This is a genomic window from Streptomyces sp. NBC_01471, from assembly GCF_041438865.1.
Classification (GTDB): Bacteria; Actinomycetota; Actinomycetes; order Streptomycetales; family Streptomycetaceae; genus Streptomyces.
In genome coordinates this window covers 751,706-769,756 of record NZ_CP109450.1, presented here as the reverse complement: position 1 = coordinate 769,756, position 18,051 = coordinate 751,706, and the positions used below count along the sequence as shown (strand labels likewise).

The following is an 18,051-nucleotide window of genomic DNA, read 5'->3' as shown; positions in this document are numbered from 1 at the left end:
TGGAGACACCGCAGGGCGGACACGGAGAAGGCCCTGTTCCGGGAGGACAGCTCGAATACCGAGGTCACACGCGGTGCGCGCAGGTGTGTTCACTGCACGGCACGGTGTCTCAAGACCTCAGTAGCGCAATGTCCTGCTCCGATCAACGACGACAGGGCCAGGGAGAACGTTACGGCCGGCCGGGCCCGGCCGCAAAGTGTTTTACGGCCTCCGGCTCCGGACGGCTCATGTCCGGTCGGCGTGGAGCAGGGGGCGGCGTCCCCAGGCGGAGATCATGGGGGCGGTGGCCAGGTCGAGGCGGCCGGTGGCGACGTTCGCCAGGTGCCGGTCGATGTCCTGGTCGGTGGCGAGCCCGGCCGCCACCAGGCGGGCGCGGATCTGCCGCACGGTGGCGGCCTCCAGGACCGTGCAGGCCGGGGAGGTGATCGGGAAGTAGGCGTCCGCCCGTACGTCGTCGAGGCCGGCTTCGCGCAGCAGCCGGGGCAGCGTCCGCCCGTAGGCGAGATCCGCGCCGCGCGAGGCCATCAGCTCGCGGAAACCTGACCGCAGACGGTTGGCGAGCCGCTGCTCGGGACCGGACTCGTCGGGGCACAGGAGCGGCTGCAGCCCGGGGTCGGCGTCCTCGACCAGCAGCAGGCCGCCGGGGCGCAGCGCCCCCACCATCCGGCGCAGGGCTTCGGCCCGGTCGGTGACGTGGACCAGGACCAGGCGGGCGTGGACCAGATCGAATCCGCCGGGCGGCGGCGGGTCGGCCGCCACGTCGTGGCGCAGGACCTCGATCGTCCCGCCGGTTCCGGTTCCGGTGCCGAGTGCGGACTCGGTCCACGAGGTGTCGATGTCCGTGGCCACCACGGCACCGTCCGGGCCGACGCGTGCGGCCAGTCCCAGGGGGACGGTGGGGCCGCCGGCGCCGATCTCCCAGCACCGCATGCCCTGGGCGATGCCGAGCCGGTCGATGTGGCGGAAGGTCACCGGATCGAACAGTTCGGCCAGCGCGCCGAAGCGGATACCGGCTTCCGCCTGCTGGTTGTCGAGCAGATATCCGTCGTCCGCGCCGTGATCAGCCATCCCGCGAGTATCGCCGATCGGTCATGACCCTGACGACAGCCCTCAGCAGGCGTCCCGCAGTAGTTCCACGACGTCCTGGTCCAGGTCGAGGTAGCGGTGTTCGCGCCCGGCCGGGACGAGCGTCTCGGTCCGTTTCAGGAAGTGGCGCAGCTCGGCGGTGTGGATGTGGACCATCGCGACGCCCTCGCGCGAGTGGAATTCCAGGACGGTCCGGTTGTAGCCGAACGGCCGGATCCGTACGTCACCCATACCGGCCGGCGCATGGATTCCGGCGGCCAGCAGGTCGCGGGCGAACGCCCAGCGGACCGCCACGCCCGCAAGTGTGGCCTGCGCCGGGAAGCCCACACTGATCGCGAAGGGGTCCGCACGGTCGTAGCGCAGGGTGGTCGGGACGGTCTCCAACCGGGGTACGGGTGTGACCAGGCGAGCCTGGACAGCCTGTTCGACGACATGAGGCAAGGTCTCGCTCCCTTCTCGCGTTTCGGCCGGCGGTATTCCCTCGAAGGGTCAGACGTCCGGCGGGACCGTTCCGTGCACCGGGAGAAGGAGTGACGTCCATCACCCTGCGGTGAAGCGGCGCAGGCCCATGCTCGCAACTGCTCGGAAAGGCCTTCCTGCGCGCATCATTGACACACCATCAGTCGAGTGGTCTAGTCCTCCACAGCCCCGTCCAGGGGTCGGTGCCGAACCGTGGAGGATCGTTGATGTTCCGCAAAAAGCCGGCCGGACCGCGTCTCAGCCCGCTCTCCGGGCCCCTGCTCAGACCCCTCGTGGCCGGTCTCGCGCTGGCCCTCTCGGCGGCCTCGCTCAGCGCGGTCACCGCCGGGACCGCGAGCGCGGCCCCGGAGCCCGCCGCCCCCGTCATCACCCCCGCACCCCAGTCCGAGTCCGCCCGCCCGGACAGCGTCCGCATCACTCCGTCCGTCGACATCGTCACCGGCAGCACGACCGACGCCGCCGCGCTCTCCCTGGTCGAGAAGTCCCTCAGGACCGCCGGAGCCACCCACCTGACCGTCGGGCCGAAGAGCACCGGCCGTGACCGGCTCGCGGTCTACGTCGGCGGCCCCGGCGAGAACCCGGCGTCCGCCACCGCCCTCACCGCACTCGGCGTGCAGGGCCCCCAGGGCCTCGCCGCCGAGGGCTACGTACTCGCCGCGGGCCGGGCCCACGGCGACGGCGCGGGCCGGATCGTGCTCTCCGGGACCGACGCGACCGGGACGTACTACGCCGCCCAGTCACTGCGCCAGGTGCTTCCGCACCGCAGCGGCCCCGGTGCTTCCGTGCGCGGTCTGAAGGTGCGCGACTGGCCGGCCACGCCGGTACGCGGCACCATCGAGGGCTTCTACGGCACTCCGTGGTCGCAGGCCGCGCGCCTGGACCAGCTGGACTTCTACGGCGCGCACAAGATGAACATCTACGTCTACTCGCCGAAGGACGACGCCTACCTCCGGGACAAGTGGCGTGACGCGTACCCGCCGGACCAACTGGCCCAGATCAAGGAGCTGGTGGACCGGGCACGCGCCAACCACGTGCAGTTCACCTACGCGCTCTCACCCGGGCTGAGCGCGTGCTACAGCTCCGATGCCGACCTCAAGGCGCTGGTCGACAAGCTCCAGACCATCTGGGACATCGGAGTGCGGCAGTTCGCCATTCCGCTGGACGACATCAGTTACACCCACTGGAACTGTGACGCCGACCAGGCGAAGTTCGGCACCGGCGGCGGCGCGGCCGGCGCCGCGCAGGCGTATCTGCTCAACCGGGTCAACAAGGAGTTCATCAAGACCCATGAGGGCGCGCAGCCGCTGGAAATGGTGCCGACCGAGTACTACGACGTCACCCCGTCCCCGTACAAGACCGCCATCGCCGGACAGCTCGACAAGGACGTCCTGGTCGAGTGGACCGGTGTCGGCGTCGTCGCACCGACCATGACGGTCGCCCAGGCGAAGTCCGCCCGTACGGTGTTCGGCCATCAGATCCTGACCTGGGACAACTACCCGGTCAACGACTACGTGACCGACCGGCTGCTGCTCGGCCCGTTCAACGGACGGGAGAAGGGGCTCGCCGAACAGCTCGCGGGGATCACGGCCAACCCGATGATCCAGCCGTACGCCTCGAAGCTCGCGCTGTACACCGTCGCCGACTACACGTGGAACGACGCGGCGTACGATCCCGACCGCTCCTACCGGCAGGCCGTGCACGAACTCGCGGGCGGCAGCCCGCGCGTGGAGCGGGCTCTGCGGGCCTTCAGTGACGTCAACTACAGCTCGGCGCTGAACAAGCAGGAGGCCCCCGAGCTGTCCGCGGTCATCTCCCGCTACTGGGACGGCAGGGCGTCGTCCCGCACCCTCGCGGCCTCCCTGCGCGAGCTGCACGACGCCCCCGGTGTGCTGCGTGCCGAACTGCCCGACCGGGGCTTCGTCACCGACGCCGGGCCGTGGCTCGACTCCGCGCAGGCGTGGGGCACGGCGACACTCGCCGCGCTGCGGATGCTGGACGACGCGAAGGCCGGACACGGCGCGGCCGCCTGGCAGGAGCGGCAGCAGCTGGCCGGTCTGGTCGCGAAGGCCAAGGCGCCGGTCTACACCGACATGAACGGCGGCAGGATCCCGGTGGTCGTCGGGGACGGTGTGCTGGACGCGTTCGTGACGCGCGCGCTCACCGAGGAGGGCCGGCTCATCGGGCTTCCGCCGCAGCCTGCGGGCCAGAGTGATCTGGGCGTCTACTCGGGCAACGCCCCGGCCCGGATGACCGACGGCGACGACTCCACCTACTTCTGGAGCAGTGCGGCGGCGGCCAAGGGCGACTGGGTCGGCGTGGACCTCGGTGCCCAGCGTCCCCTCAGCGATGTCACCGTCACCATGGGCAAGTCCGGCAGTGAATCCGACTACCTCCACCAGGGCGTCCTGGAGTACTCCTCGGACAACAGCACCTGGCACGAGCTCGGCTCGTTCAAGGACCTGCCGACGGTCACGGCGAAGGCCCCGGCGGGCACCACCGCGCGGTACGTGCGGGCCCGGGCGACCGCCGACCAGACGAACTGGGTGGTGGTACGGGAGTTCCACGTCGGCGGTGCGGACGCACCGGACGTGACCGGCAACCCGCCCGCCGCGGAGGGAAGCAACCAGGCCTCGGCCGCGGACGGCAACGCGGAGAGCGTCTACCGGGCGTCCCGCGCACCCGCCGCCGGTGAGTCCCTCGACGTAGCCCTGCCGCAGGCCAGGACGGTGCACACCGTGACCGTGCTGGCGCCCGGCGGGGCGAAGGGCGTCAAGGCGGCCGTGCAGATCCGCACCGGCGGCCGCTGGCAGACACTCGGCGCGACGGCCGGTCCGTACACGCGCCTCACGACGCGTGCGGTCACCGCCGACGCGGTCCGCCTGCTGTGGGCCAAGGGCTCGGCGGCGCCGCAGATCAACGAGGTGGCCGTGCGGTAGCCGCGGGAACACCGCGCAAGGCGTGGGGGCCGGGCGGCCACGAACCGCCGGGCCCCCACGGCGTACCCGGACGGCTGGGTACGCGTACCCGGACAGCGGCGTACGCGGACATCGGAGTACCCGGACGGCGGCGCGAACCACGCCCCGGCACCCGGAACCAGTACCCTTCACCGCCCGCTGCCGGCCCCGGCGCCCCGGAGCCAGTACCCCTCAGCCCGCCCGCTGCTCCGTGTACGCGACCGGATCGGCCAGCACCTCCTGGACGATCAGCGCCGCCGCACCGCGCGCGGCGTCCCCCGACACCGAAGAGGCGCGCAGCCTGCCGCTGCCGCGCGGCCAGAGTCCGGAGACCACCCGGCCGGTCAGCTCCCGGTCGGCGCCCGGCGACAGCCAGGGCATCAGGCCGCGGAAGATCCCGCCGAGCACCACCGCGTCCGGGTCGAAGAGGTTCACCGCCCCAGAGAGCACCCGGCCCAGCATCACCCCGGCCTCCGCGATGGCGGCCACCGTGCGCTCGTCACCGGAGTGCGCCCGCCGCTCCAGCTCCGCCACCCCGGACGCTCCCGCGCCCTCGTCGATCCCGGCGGCCCACATCAGCGCCGACTGGCCCGCGTACTGCTCCAGGCAGCCGCGCGAGCCGCACCGGCACTCCGGACCGGCCGGGTCCACCACCACATGGCCGATCTCACCGGCGAACCCGTGCGCACCGCGCAGCAGTTCACCGTCGAGCACCAGTGCGCCGCCCACGCCCGTCTCACCGGTCAGATAGAGGAAGCTGCGGATCGCCCCGAGCCCGCCGAACCACAGCTCGGCCAGCGCGGCCAGATTGGCCTCGTTCTCCGAACTGACCGGCAGCGGGCGGTGGTCCGGGTGCAGCGCCGAGAGCGCCTGGGCGAAGACCGCCTCGGCCGCCACCCGGTTCCAGCCGAGGTTGGGCGCCTGCCGCACGGTCCCCCCGGAGACCAGACCGGGCAGCGCCAGCTGGACGCCGACGGGCCGCAGTTCCTGCTCGCGGGCCGACGCCAGCGCCCGCGCCGTGATCCGGGCGGCGCGGGCCAGTACGCCGGCCGGCGGCGTGCCCCGGTTGTCGAGGTGCTCGGTCAGGCGTACGCGGCCGGTGCCCGCCAGGTCCACCACACAGACCGACACGTAGTCGACGTTGATCTCGACGCCGACACCGGCGGGCCCCGTGCGGGCGGGCTTGAGCACCGTGCCCGGCCGCCCGGCCTGCCCGCTGAACGTCTTGCCCGACTCCGTCAGGAAGCCGCTCTCCAGGAGCTGCTCGACCAGCGACGAGACGGCCGCCCGCGTCAGCCCCACCCGTGCGGCGACACCGGCCCGGGTGGCCTCGCCCTGCTCCCGTACGGCGCGCAGCACCAGACTGAGATTGTGCCGCCGTACGGTGTCCTTGTCGGCCTTGGGGCCGAGCGGCGTGAGGTTGTTGGTCATATCGCCGCCGAGCCTATGCGACCCGATACCTCCTTCCTAAGCGCATGCTCAGCCAAAAGGCTTGTGCGGAGTGGAACACGTTCTTAACATCATCGATGTCACATCAGTTGTGTCACAGTCCTGGGGGCGTGATGGCAGAGGCAGGGAACGGTCCGCTGGCGGGAGTCCGGGTGGTCGAGCTGGCGGGGATCGGGCCCGGCCCCTTCGCCGCGATGGTCCTCGCGGACCTCGGCGCCGACGTCGTACGGGTCGACCGGCCGGGCGGCACCGGGCTCGCGGTCGACCCGGAGTACGACCTCACGAACCGCAACAAACGCTCGGTGCTCATCGACCTCAAGGCCGACGACGGGCCCGCCCGCGTCCTCGGCCTCGTGGAGCGCGCCGACATCCTGATCGAGGGGAACCGGCCGGGCGTCGCGGAGCGTCTCGGCGTCGGCCCGCAGGAGTGCCACGCCCGCAATCCGAAGCTCGTGTACGGACGGATGACCGGGTGGGGGCAGGAAGGGCCGCTCGCCGGACGCGCCGGGCACGACATCGCGTACATCGCCGTCACCGGCACCCTGGGGATGATCGGCAGCCCCGGTGAGCCGCCCACCGTCCCCGCGAACCTGGTCGGTGACTACGCGGGCGGCTCGCTCTATCTGGTCATCGGCATCCTCGCCGCGCTCCAGCACGCGCGCACCGAAGGGGGAGCGGGGCAGGTGGTCGACGCCGCCATCGTGGACGGTGCCACGCACCTCGCCACCATGATCCACGGCATGCTCGCGGCCGGCGGCTGGCAGGACAGGCGCGGGGCGAATCTGCTCGACGGGGGCTGTCCCTTCTACGGCAGCTACGCGACGTCGGACGGCGAGTACATGGCCGTGGGCGCCCTGGAGCCGCAGTTCTACGACGAGTTCGTGCAGCTGCTCGGCATCGCGGCCGAAGCCCCGGCGCGCAAGGACGTCGCACGCTGGGGTGGGCTGCGCGAGACGATCGCCGCCCGTTTCCTGACCCGGACCCGGGCGGAGTGGACGGCGGTCTTCGAGGGATCCGACGCGTGTGTCGCGCCGGTACTCTCCCTGCGTGAGGCACCGGACCATCCGCATCTCGCGGCCCGTGGGACGTTCACCGAGCACAGCGGGATCGTCCAGCCCGCGCCCGCGCCGCGCTTCTCCACCACGCCCGGCTCCGTACGGCTCGGGCCCGCCCGCCCGGGTGCGGACACGGCCGAAGTCGCCCGGGACTGGGACCTGCCCGGTCTCGCCGGGGCGGCCGGCCCGCCGGGCACGGCGGGACCGGACCGGGAAGCGAACGGCAGCGCGGCAGGGGGAGACCGGTGAAACGCCAGATCTTCACCGCGGAGCACGACGCGTTCCGGCAGACCGTCCGCACCTTCCTCAGCAAGGAGGTTCTCCCGTACTACGAGCAGTGGGAGAGGGACGGGATCGTCTCACGGGACGCCTGGCTGGCGGCCGGCCGCCAGGGGCTCCTGGGGTTCGCGGTCCCCGAGGAGTACGGCGGTGGCGGGAACCCGGATTTCCGCTACAGCGCCGTGCTCGCCGAGGAGTTCACCCGCGCGGGGGCGCCCGGACTCGCACTCGGGCTGCACAACGACATCGTCGGGCCGTATCTCACCGCCCTGGCCACCGAGGAGCAGCGCCGGCGCTGGCTGCCCGGCTTCTGCAACGGGCGGATCATCACGGCGATCGCGATGACCGAGCCGGGCGCCGGGTCGGACCTCCAGGGCATCCGGACGACCGCCGAGGACCGCGGGGACCACTGGATTCTCAACGGCTCCAAGACGTTCATCTCCAACGGGATCCTCGCCGACCTGGTGATCGTGGTCGCCAGGACCTCACCCGAGGGCGGTGCGAAGGGTCTGTCCCTGCTGGCCGTCGAGCGCGGGACCGCCGGGTTCGAGCGCGGCCGCAACCTGGACAAGATCGGCCAGAAGTCCCAGGACACCGCGGAGCTGTTCTTCCACGACGTCCGGGTGCCCAAGGAGAACCTGCTCGGCGAGCTCGACAGGGCCTTCATCCATCTGATGACCAACCTCGCCCAGGAGCGCCTGGCCATCGCCGTAGCCGGCATCGCCGCCGCCGAACACCTCCTTGAGATCACCACGGCGTACGTCAAGGAGCGCGAGGCCTTCGGCCGCCCGCTGTCGAAGCTCCAGCACATCCGTTTCGAGATCGCCGAGATGGCCACCGAGTGCGCGGTCACCCGTACGTTCATCGACCGCTGCATCGTCGACCACGCGGCGGGCGGACTCGACGCCGTACACGCCTCGATGGCCAAGTGGTGGGCCACCGAACTCCAGAAGCGGGTCGCCGACCGCTGCCTCCAACTGCACGGCGGATACGGCTACATGACCGAGTACCCGGTCGCCAGGGCGTTCACCGACGGCCGCATCCAGACGATCTACGGAGGCACCACCGAGATCATGAAGGAGATCATCGGCCGCTCGCTGCTCGCCTGACTCCCACGCCGTCTCACCCGATCCGCATCCCGATCCGTATTCCGATCCGTATTCCGAAAGGCCGCTGTCTTGAGTACCGAAGCGTTTGTGTACGACGCGATCCGCACCCCGCGCGGGCGCGGAAAGGCCAATGGTGCCCTGCACGGCACCAAGCCGATCGACCTCGTCGTCGGGCTGATCCACGAACTGCGCCGCAGGTTCCCCGGTCTCGATCCGGCGGCCATCGACGACATCGTGCTCGGCGTGGTCAGCCCGGTCGGCGACCAGGGCTCCGACATCGCCCGCACGGCGGCCGTCGCGGCCGGGCTCCCCGACACCGTGGCCGGTGTCCAGGAGAACCGCTTCTGCGCCTCCGGTCTGGAGGCCGTCAACCTGGCCGCCGCGAAGGTCCGTTCCGGCTGGGAGGATCTGATCCTGGCGGGCGGGGTCGAGTCGATGTCCCGCGTCCCGATGGCCTCCGACGGCGGGGCCTGGGCGATGGACCCGATGACCAACTGGGACACCGGTTTCGCGCCCCAGGGCGTCGGCGCCGACCTCATCGCCACCATCGGGGGCTTCACCCGGCACGATGTCGACTCCTACGCCGCGCGCTCGCAGGAACGGGCCGCCGAGGCGTGGAAGGACGGCCGGTTCGCCCGCTCCGTCGTCCCCGTCACCGACCGCAACGGCCTGGTCGTCCTCGACCACGACGAGCATCTGCGGCCGGGCACCACCGCCGACTCGCTCGCCGCCCTCAAGCCGTCCTTCGCCGCCATCGGCGAGATGGGCGGCTTCGACGCGGTGGCGCTGCAGAAGTACCACTGGGTCGAGAAGATCGACCACGTCCACCACGCGGGCAACTCGTCCGGCATCGTCGACGGCGCCTCGCTGGTCGCCATCGGCTCCGGCGAGGTCGGCGAACGGTACGGACTGACACCCCGGGCCCGGATCGTCTCCGCGGCGGTCTCGGGATCGGAACCGACGATCATGCTGACCGGCCCCGCGCCCGCCACCCGCAAGGCACTCGCCAAGGCAGGCCTGTCCATCGGCGACATCGACCTCGTGGAGATCAACGAAGCCTTCGCCGGTGTCGTCCTGCGCTTCGCCCGCGACATGGAGCTCCCGCTCGACAAGATCAACGTCAACGGCGGAGCCATCGCCCTGGGACACCCGCTCGGCGCCACCGGCGCGATGATCCTCGGCACCCTCATCGACGAACTGGAGCGCCGCGACCAGCGGTACGGCCTCGCCACGCTCTGCGTCGGCGGCGGCATGGGCGTCGCCACCGTCGTCGAGCGCCTCTGACCGCGTCCCCTCCCACGACCCACGGCCCTCACGGAGCAGCCACACCATGAGCGAGAACACCACCATCCGCTGGGAACAGGACGGGACCGGCGTCGTCACCCTCGTCCTCGACGACCCCAACCAGTCCGCGAACACCATGAACCAGGCCTTCAAGGAGTCGATCGCGGCGGTCGCCGACCGCGCGGAGGCCGAGAAGGACTCCATCCGCGGCATCATCTACACCTCAGCGAAGAAGACCTTCTTCGCGGGCGGCGACCTCAAGGACATGATCAAGGTCGGCCCCGACCAGGCCCAGCAGGCCTTCGACACCGGCACGGCCATCAAGAAGTCCCTGCGCCGCATCGAGACCCTGGGCAAGCCGGTCGTCGCCGCCCTCAACGGCTCCGCGCTCGGCGGCGGTTACGAGATCGCCCTCGCCAGCCACCACCGCATCGCGCTCGACGCGCCGGGCTCCAGGATCGGCCTGCCCGAGGTCACCCTCGGCCTGCTGCCCGCCGGAGGCGGCGTCACCCGGACCGTACGGCTGATGGGCATCGCCGACGCGCTGCTCAAGGTGCTCCTCCAGGGCACCCGGTACAACCCGCGGCGCGCCCTGGAGAACGGCCTCGTCCACGAAGTCGCGGACACCGCCGACGAGATGCTGGCCCAGGCGCACGCCTTCATCGACGCCCACCCCGAGTCGCAGCAGCCCTGGGACGTCAAGGGGTACAGGATCCCCGGCGGCACCCCGTCGAACCCGAAGTTCGCCGCCAACCTGCCCGCCTTCCCCGCCAACCTCAAGAAGCAGTTGCAGGGCGCGCCCTATCCCGCGCCGCGCAACATCCTCGCCGCGGCCGTGGAAGGCTCCCAGGTCGACTTCGAGACGGCGCTGACCATCGAGGCCCGGTACTTCACCGAGCTGGTCACCGGACAGACCGCCAAGAACATGATCCAGGCGTTCTTCTTCGACCTCCAGGCAGTCAACTCCGGCGCCAACCGCCCGCAGGGGATCGAGCCCCGCCAGGTCCGCAAGGTCGCCGTGCTCGGCGCCGGGATGATGGGCGCGGGTATCGCCTACTCCTGTGCCCGCGCCGGGATCGACGTCGTCCTCAAGGACGTGTCGGCGGAGGCCGCTCAGAAGGGCAAGGCGTACTCGGAGAAGCTGCTCGCGAAGGCGCTCTCGCGCGGCCGCACCACCGAGGCCCAGCGGGACGAGCTGCTGGCCCGCATCACCCCGACCGGCGACCCGGCCGACCTCGCGGGCTGCGACGCGGTGATCGAGGCGGTCTTCGAGGACGTGGCGCTCAAGCACAAGGTGTTCCAGGAGATCGAGGGCGTCATCGAGCCCGACGCGCTGCTCTGCTCCAACACCTCCACGCTCCCCATCACCCTGCTCTCCGAGGGAGTCGAGCGGCAGAGCGACTTCATCGGGCTGCACTTCTTCTCGCCCGTGGACAAGATGCCGCTCGTCGAGATCATCAAGGGCGAGCGGACCGGCGACGAGGCGCTGGCGCGCGCCTTCGACCTCGTACGCCGGATCAACAAGACCCCGATCGTCGTCAACGACTCCCGCGGCTTCTTCACCTCCCGGGTCATCGGCCAGTTCATCAACGAGGGCGTGGCGATGATCGGAGAGGGCGTCGAGCCCGCATCGGTCGAGCAGGCCGCCGCCCAGGCCGGCTATCCGGCCAAGGTGCTCTCGCTGATGGACGAACTGACGCTCACCCTGCCGCGCAAGATCCGCAACGAGGCGAAGCGCGCCACCGAGGAGGCGGGGGGCACCTGGACCGGGCACCCGTCGGACGCGGTCATCGACCGGATGGTCGACGAGTTCGGCCGGACGGGCCGCAGCGGGGGAGCGGGGTTCTACGAGTACGAGGACGGCAGGCGGGCCGGACTCTGGCCGGGGCTGCGTGAGCACTTCACGAAGCCCGGGACGGACATCCCCTTCGGCGACATGAAGGAGCGGATGCTCTTCTCCGAGGCGCTGGACAGTGTCCGCTGCCTGGAGGAGGGCGTCCTCACGTCGGTCGCGGACGCCAACATCGGCTCGATCCTCGGCATCGGCTTCCCGGGCTGGACCGGCGGTGTGCTCCAGTACATCAACGGCTACGAGGGCGGCCTGCCCGGCTTCGTCGCGCGCGCCCGTGAACTCGCCGAGCGGTACGGGGAGCGGTTCACGCCGCCCGCGCTGCTGGTCGGGAAGGCCGAGCGGGGCGAGACGTTCAGCGACAGCTGATCCGGGGGTCAGGCCTCCCGCCGGACCGGGCCCGGTCCGGCGGGAGGCCGGGCCGTGCCGGGCTTGTCAGGGTGCTGCGGGGCCGTTCACGTAGCGGGCCCGTAGCTCCTCCTTCAGTGACCGCCGCGATGTGGGGCACCAGTCGGCCCGGGCCCGCCGGTCAGGGTGCTGCGGGGCCGTTCACGTAGCGGGCCCGTAGCTCCTCCTTCAGTGACCGCCGCGATGTGGGGCACCAGTCGGCCCGGGCCCCGCCGGTCAGGGTGCTGCGGGGCCGTCCACGTAGCGGGCCCGTAGCTCCTCCTTCAGTGACCGCTGGAACGCAGTCACCAGGGCCTGTACGACCATCGGCTGCATGTCGGCGGAGAGCGACTTCATCGCCTCCACCGCCGCGGGGTCGCTCTCGCGCTCCCGGTAGGGGCCCCACACCTCGTCCTGGAACAGCCGCGTCAGCTCCTTTGCCGCGGCCCGGGTGTGCTCCAGCACCACCGTGCGCGCGGCCAGGATCGTCTCGTGGGCGATCGGCACGTCGAGCAGCTGCACCCCGAGCGCGAGCAGCCCCGGATCGACCCGGAAGGCGTCCCTCTCGCCCTCGACGCGCTCCAGTACGTTCATCGCGGCGAGCCGGTCGATGTCCGGCTCGGGCAGTGGCCGCCCGGCCCGGCGCTCCAGCTCCGCGCGGGTCGCGTCGTCCGCCCCCTCCGGCGACCACGAGGCCACCACGGCGCGGTGGATCGCGAGATCGTGCGCGCTCAGATCGTCGGGCAGCTGCCGGAGATAGCGCTCGATCGCGGCGAGCGTCATCCCGTGGTGCTGCAGCTCCTCGACCAGTGCGAGCCGGGACAGGTGGGCGGGCCCGTACAGCCCGACGCGGCGCGGCCCGATCTCCGGCGGGGGGAGCAGGCCGCGCGCGCTGTAGAAACGGACCGTGCGGACGGTCACCCCGGCGCGCGCGGCCAGTTCGTCGACCGTTAGGGCCGCGGCCGTGGCCGTGTTGTCGGGCCCGGTCGCCATGTCTGTGCCTCGTTTCCCGGATACCGGGCCGATCCCTGGTCGGTCACTCGGCTGATCCGGTACAACAGTATTGCTGTCCCACCAGCCTTGTGAAAGCCCTGGGCCGCCGGCCGGGAGGTCAGCGGCCGGCGAGGAGCGGGTAGTGGTCGCTCAGATTCGTGTAGGTGTAGTCGGTGCCCCAGCTGCTCACGGTCCAGGGCGTGCTCTCCTCCTTGACCACCTCGTTCCGCCAGCCGGACGGTCGGGCGTGACCGGCGCGGTGCAGTACGTAGTCCAGGTCCTGGCGCGGGTCGTCCGGGTAGCGGTAGCGGGCCACCGAGTTCTCCCGGGTGTCGAAGGAGTACGGGTGCCCGGTGCGCGCGTCCGCCGCGACCAGCCCGCCGTCCCGCAGCATCGAGGTGTACTCGGCGCTGCGCGAGTCGATGTTGAAGTCGCCCGCGACCATGACTTCCTCGTCCGCGGGAATGTTCTTGGCCGCCAGGAACGCGTCGATCTGCTTCAGCTGGAGACTGCGGTCCCCGGCCGCCTCGCCCGCCGCGCACGCCGTGTCGTCGGACTGGGTGTGGGTGCCGACGATGTGCACCCTGGTGCCGTTCACATCGAGGACGGCGTACAGGAACCCCTTGTCGGAGAGGGCGTCGGAGCCGCAGGCGTTCTTGTAGATGAACTGCTCCTGACGCAGCACCGGCCACTTGCTGAGCAGGGTCACCCCGCCGTCCTCCGGGGAGAGCGCCGAGTACGAACCGCCGGTCGCGTCCCAGCCGTCCTTGCTGCGGCCCACGACCGGCGTCTGGTACGGGTACTGGGCCGCAGCGTTGCGCTTCAGGGCGTCGGACGAGGAGTTGTCGAAGGCCTCCTCCAGCACCACGACGTCGTTCCCCTGGAAGAAGGAGGCGGCGGGTATGGCTGCGGCGCGGTGGTCCTGGCCCCAGTTGGGGTAGAGGTTCTTGCTCATCATGAACGTGTTGTACGTCAGCACCTTGAGCCGGGGCGGCGCGGAGACGGCGGTCGCCGCCGAGGCGGCCGGGGCGGCCGAGGCCAGCGCGGCGGCCACGAGGGCGACGGCGAGACCTGCGCGGGGGAGGCGGCGGAGCGAGGGAAGCGGCACTGGAACTCCCGTTCCTGGGGCGGGGACAGAGTGGCCCGCTCATCAAACCAGCTGGAGTTACTTCGGGGTAACCACCGTGCGTCGGCCACCTGGCCGGGGCGAGGCGGCCGCTCCTGTCCTTCCCGGCCCCGGGGCGCCACCGGTGCCCCTGCTGTCCTTGCAGGCCCCCGCGCCGCTCCGGACCCGGCCGTCGCATACTGGAACACAGAGAGAGCGGGCACCGGACCGGAGCCCGCCACGGCCGACGGCAGCAGCGACGGGAGCCCGGGCATGAGCAGCCGCACCACGCGGACGGGGCCGCCACCGCCACCGCCGGGCGGCGTGCTGTGGAGCGAGGTCGGTGACATCCGGGTGCTGCTCACGCTGCCCGCGGCGCTGACCATGCAGGTGGCCCACCCGGCTGTCGGCGCCGGCGTCGACGCGTACTCCGTCTTCCGTACCGATCCGTGGGGCCGCGGTGAGCGCTCCCTGCGCTCGATGCAGCTGTGGGTGTACGGCGGGGACGCCGCCGCCGATGAGGGGCGCAGGCTGCGCCGTATGCACCGGACCATCCGCGGCACCGACACCCGTGGCCGCCCGTACCACGCCCTCGCCCCGGCCACCTTCTCCTGGGTGCACGCCACTGGTTTCCCGGTCTTCCTGCAGGGCCGGAAGTACCTCGGGCGTCCCTACACCGACGCACAGGAACGGCAGTTGTACGCGGAGTGGCTCCAGGTCGGGCGGATCCTCGGCATCGCCGACCGGGACATGCCACAGACCGTCGAGGAGTTCTGGCCGTACTACCGGAAGATGCTCGCCGACGAGATCGAGGCGACCCCGGTGGTGCGGGAGCTGACCGACCCGGGCAGCCCCGTGCCGCCCCCGGACCGCGGGCCGCGTCCGCTCCGCCCGCTGCTCCGGATGCTCTGGCCGGTGCTGCTGCCGCCGCTGGCCCGCTTCCGGCACTTCGTCACCGTGGGGCTGATGCCGCCCGAGGCGCGCCAGGCGATCGGTCTGGAGTGGTCGGATTCCCAGGAGCGGACACTGCGCCGTTTCGGCCGGTGTGTCCGGGCCGTGGTGCCCGTGCTTCCCGAGCGGGTGCGCTATCTGCCGCTGGCCCGTGCGGCACGGGCCGGTCACCGGGCCGCGGTGCAGGGCGTTGCGATGTCCGGCCGTACGTCCGACGTCACGCGGAGGCCCGGCGCACCAGGTCGGTCGGCATGATCACGGAGTCCGGCGGAGTGACGCGCTCCCCGTCCAGTACGCCGACCAGCATCCGCACCATCAACCGCCCCATGCCCTCGATGTCCTGACGGACCGTCGTCAGCGGTGGGTCGGTGCACTCGGCGACCTTCTCCATGTCGTCGAACCCCACCACCGCCACATCGTCGGGGACCCGCCTGCCGTGTTCCCGCAGGACCTGGAGCGCGCCCGACGCCATCAGATCGTTCGCCGCGAACACCGCGTCCACCTCGGGCCGCCGCTCCAGCAGCCCGGACATCGCCGCGGCGCCGCTCTCCACCGTGAAGGCCCCCTGCACGGTGAGCCCGGGGTCGACATCGAGGAGCACGTCCCGGTAGCCGTCCAGCCGGTCTATCCCCGATGTCTGGTCCTGCGGGCCCGCGATGTGCGCGATCTGTCTGCGTCCGAGAGAGACCAGATGCTGGACGGCCGCGCGGGCGCCGCCCCGGTTGTCGCAGTCGGCATAGGGCAGCGCGAGACCGGACTCCGGCCCCGCCCACACCGGCCGGCCGCCGAAGACCGTGGGGATCCCGGCCCGGTGGATCACCGCGGGCAGCGGATCCTCGGTGTGCAGCGAGAAGGCCAGCGCACCGTCCACGTGGCCGCCCGCCAGATAGCGGCCGATCCGGTCGTAGTCCTTCCTCCCCTCCACCAGCAGCAGCACCAACTGTGAGTCATGGGCGGTCAGTTCACGGCTGATGCCGCGCAGCTGCTGGGAGAAGAAGGGGTCCGAGAAGATCCGGATCTCCGGCTCCGCGATGATGACGGCGACCGCGCCGTTGCGCCGGGTGACCAGCGTCCTGGCCGCGTGGTTCGGTACGTAGCCGAGTTCCTCCACGGCCTGCTGGACCCGGTCCACCAGCGGCTGCCGCACACCGGCGCCGCCGTTCACGACGCGTGAGGCCGTCGCCCGCGACACACCCGCGCGGGCTGCGACGGCCTCCAGGGTCGGCCGGGAGCCGTGGGTCGGTTCGGGCAACGGATGCTCCTCGTCGGGCGCGGCAGCAGGGCGTACGGGCACTCGCTCCGCAGGGCCTCGTACCGCGGTGCCGGAGCAGCGTAACCACCGGCGGCCGTACGCAGGAAGCCGCGCCGCCCCGGTCACCGGAGCGGCGCGGCTTCCTGCCCGCGGGTCAGCGGTCGTGCACGGTGTGCGTCCGCTCGATCTGCTGCCAGGACTTCGGCGCGACGGGCCTGGCGTCCGTGTGCGCGATCCGGGCCTGCTGCGCCGCCGGTGCGGCGGGCTTGGACGTGGTGAACAGCCAGGTGTCGAAGAAAGCGGCCAGCGGCTTCCCCGAGACCTGCTCCGCGTACTTCTCGAAGTCGGCCACCGACGCGTTGCCGTAGGCGTGCTCCGTCGGCCATCCCTTGAGGATCTTGAAGAACGCGGTGTCACCGACCTTGTTGCGCAGCGCCTGGATGGCGAGCGCGCCCCGGTCGTAGACGGCGTCGTCGAACTGGTTCGCCGCACCGGGGTCCCCGGGCTTCACCTTCCAGAACGCGTCGTCGGCCGGGTGCGAGGCGTAGACGTAGTCGGCCAGCTCCTGCGCGGTCCCGTCGCCCTGGCTCTCCGACCAGAGCCACTCGGCGTAGGAGGCGAAGCCCTCGTTGATCCAGATGTCCTTCCAGCCCTTGAGGGACACGCTGTCGCCGTACCACTGGTGCGCCAGCTCATGGACGACCACCGAGACGTTGGCGCCGTTCGCGAACTGCTTGGGGCTGTAGAACGGCCGGGTCTCGGTCTCCAGCGCGTACCCGGTGGTGGTGTTCGGCACATAGCCGCCGAGCGCGTTGAAGGGGTAGGGGCCGAAGTAGCCGCTCAGCCAGTCGGCGACCTCGCCGGTCCGCTCCACACTCGCGCGCGCCGCTCCGGCGTTGTCGCCCAGATCCTTGCTGTACGCGTTGATGATCGGCACACCGGAGTCGGTGGTGCCGGTGGTGATGTCGAACTTGCCGACCGCGAGCGTGGTCAGATAGGTGGCCTGCGGCTTGTTGGACCGCCAGTTGTACGTGGTCCGGCCCAGCTGCGAACGCTGCGACTGGAGCACGCCGTTGCTGATCGCCTGGGTCCCGTCGGGCACCGAGACCGACACGTCGTACGTGGCCTTGTCGAGCGGGTGGTCATTGCTCGGGAACCACCACCACGCCGACTCGGGCTCGTCCGCCGCCACCGCGCCGTCCGGGGTGCGGTGCCAGGTGGAGAAGCCGTAGGCCGACTTGGTGGACGGCACACCGCTGTAGCGGACCACGATGGTGACGGCGGAGCCCTTGGCCAGCCCCTTGGCCGGGGTGACCACCAGCTCGTGCTGCCCCGACGTGGCGAAGGCCGCCTTGGCGCCGTTGACGCGCACCTCGCTCACATCGAGCAGAAAGTCCAGATCGAACCGGGAGAGATCCTGGGTCGTGGTGGCCAGGATGGTCGCGGTGCCGTCCAGCCGGTCCGTCGACGGCTGGTACTTCAGCTTGAGGTCGTAGTGCGAGACGTCGTATCCGCCGTTGCCGTACGCCGGGTAGTAGGGGTCGCCGATGCCCGGTGCCCCGGGCGTGAAGCCGGCCGCCGATGCCGGGATCGCCAGCAGGAGCGAGGCCGCGAGCACGCTCGGGACGATGAGTCTGCGGTGCACTGAAGCTCCAAGTCATGGGGGTCGTCGTTGTGTTCGACCCTATTCAGCCCACCCGTCACTGGTCATGTCCACGGTCACAGCTGTCACAGGATCGCCATTCGGCCGACATAGACCCTGCCGCACCACCGCTCTCCGCGGCGCCCGCCCCGCCGCACCACCGGCCCCGGGGGCGC

The 18,051-nt window shown here is 71.4% G+C and carries 13 protein-coding genes; 6 read left to right on the top strand and 7 right to left on the bottom strand.

What is annotated here, in order from left to right:
• Positions 1-225: 225 nt before the first annotated feature.
• Together OG285_RS03330 and OG285_RS03325 are read right to left on the bottom strand one after the other, a co-directional pair.
• Positions 226-1,068 carry a class I SAM-dependent methyltransferase gene (locus OG285_RS03330; protein WP_371790110.1) on the bottom strand — a complete coding sequence of 281 codons (843 nt, stop codon included), beginning with the start codon at positions 1,066-1,068 and terminating at the stop codon, positions 226-228.
• Between the two features lie 42 nt (positions 1,069-1,110).
• A complete protein-coding gene (locus OG285_RS03325) occupies positions 1,111-1,527 on the bottom strand; it encodes an SsgA family sporulation/cell division regulator (protein ID WP_371790109.1) in 417 nt (138 codons plus the stop codon).
• 245 nt (positions 1,528-1,772) lie between these two features.
• Between OG285_RS03325 and OG285_RS03320 the strand changes: the two genes are divergently transcribed.
• Positions 1,773-4,502: a beta-N-acetylglucosaminidase domain-containing protein gene (locus OG285_RS03320; protein ID WP_371790108.1), complete on the top strand. Its 2,730-nt coding sequence runs from the start codon at positions 1,773-1,775 to the stop codon at positions 4,500-4,502.
• Positions 4,503-4,712: 210 nt separating this feature from the next.
• On the opposite strand, the gene OG285_RS03315 is transcribed toward OG285_RS03320, so the two are convergent.
• Positions 4,713-5,951 (bottom strand): ROK family transcriptional regulator, encoded by a 1,239-nt coding sequence (locus OG285_RS03315; RefSeq protein ID WP_356834289.1) that lies wholly within the window; start codon positions 5,949-5,951, stop codon positions 4,713-4,715.
• A gap of 131 nt (positions 5,952-6,082) precedes the next feature.
• On the opposite strand from OG285_RS03315, the gene OG285_RS03310 reads away from it, so the two are divergent.
• From OG285_RS03310 to OG285_RS03295, 4 genes are all read left to right on the top strand, one after another.
• Positions 6,083-7,273, top strand: coding sequence for a CaiB/BaiF CoA transferase family protein (locus OG285_RS03310; protein ID WP_371790107.1), 1,191 nt, complete (start codon positions 6,083-6,085; stop codon positions 7,271-7,273).
• Positions 7,270-8,412 (top strand): acyl-CoA dehydrogenase family protein, encoded by a 1,143-nt coding sequence (locus tag OG285_RS03305; RefSeq protein ID WP_371790106.1) that lies wholly within the window; start codon positions 7,270-7,272, stop codon positions 8,410-8,412. The genes OG285_RS03310 and OG285_RS03305 overlap by 4 nt, the downstream gene beginning before the upstream one ends.
• Before the next feature lie 69 nt (positions 8,413-8,481).
• Positions 8,482-9,696 carry an acetyl-CoA C-acetyltransferase gene (locus OG285_RS03300; protein ID WP_371790105.1) on the top strand — a complete coding sequence of 405 codons (1,215 nt, stop codon included), beginning with the start codon at positions 8,482-8,484 and terminating at the stop codon, positions 9,694-9,696.
• A 46-nt stretch (positions 9,697-9,742) separates the two neighbouring features.
• Positions 9,743-11,914, top strand: coding sequence for a 3-hydroxyacyl-CoA dehydrogenase NAD-binding domain-containing protein (locus tag OG285_RS03295; RefSeq protein WP_371790104.1), 2,172 nt, complete (start codon positions 9,743-9,745; stop codon positions 11,912-11,914).
• A gap of 255 nt (positions 11,915-12,169) precedes the next feature.
• Here the strand turns inward: OG285_RS03295 and OG285_RS03290 are convergent, their stop codons facing one another.
• Both OG285_RS03290 and sph read right to left on the bottom strand, forming a co-directional pair.
• On the bottom strand, positions 12,170-12,925 hold the full coding sequence (locus tag OG285_RS03290; protein WP_371790103.1) for a MerR family transcriptional regulator: 756 nt from the start codon (positions 12,923-12,925) through the stop codon (positions 12,170-12,172).
• Positions 12,926-13,043: 118 nt separating this feature from the next.
• Entirely contained in the window at positions 13,044-14,033 is a 990-nt protein-coding gene (gene sph / locus OG285_RS03285) for a sphingomyelin phosphodiesterase (protein ID WP_356834277.1), read from the bottom strand.
• A gap of 270 nt (positions 14,034-14,303) precedes the next feature.
• Between sph and OG285_RS03280 the strand changes: the two genes are divergently transcribed.
• The gene (locus tag OG285_RS03280; RefSeq protein WP_371790102.1) at positions 14,304-15,236 is read left to right on the top strand and encodes an oxygenase MpaB family protein; all 933 of its coding nucleotides are present in this window, start codon (positions 14,304-14,306) and stop codon (positions 15,234-15,236) included.
• Here the strand turns inward: OG285_RS03280 and OG285_RS03275 are convergent.
• On the bottom strand, positions 15,199-16,233 hold the full coding sequence (locus OG285_RS03275; RefSeq protein WP_356834273.1) for a LacI family DNA-binding transcriptional regulator: 1,035 nt from the start codon (positions 16,231-16,233) through the stop codon (positions 15,199-15,201). The genes OG285_RS03280 and OG285_RS03275 overlap by 38 nt on opposite strands.
• Positions 16,234-16,387: 154 nt before the next feature.
• Positions 16,388-17,878 (bottom strand): M1 family metallopeptidase, encoded by a 1,491-nt coding sequence (locus OG285_RS03270; protein WP_371790101.1) that lies wholly within the window; start codon positions 17,876-17,878, stop codon positions 16,388-16,390.
• Positions 17,879-18,051: the final 173 nt, after the last annotated feature.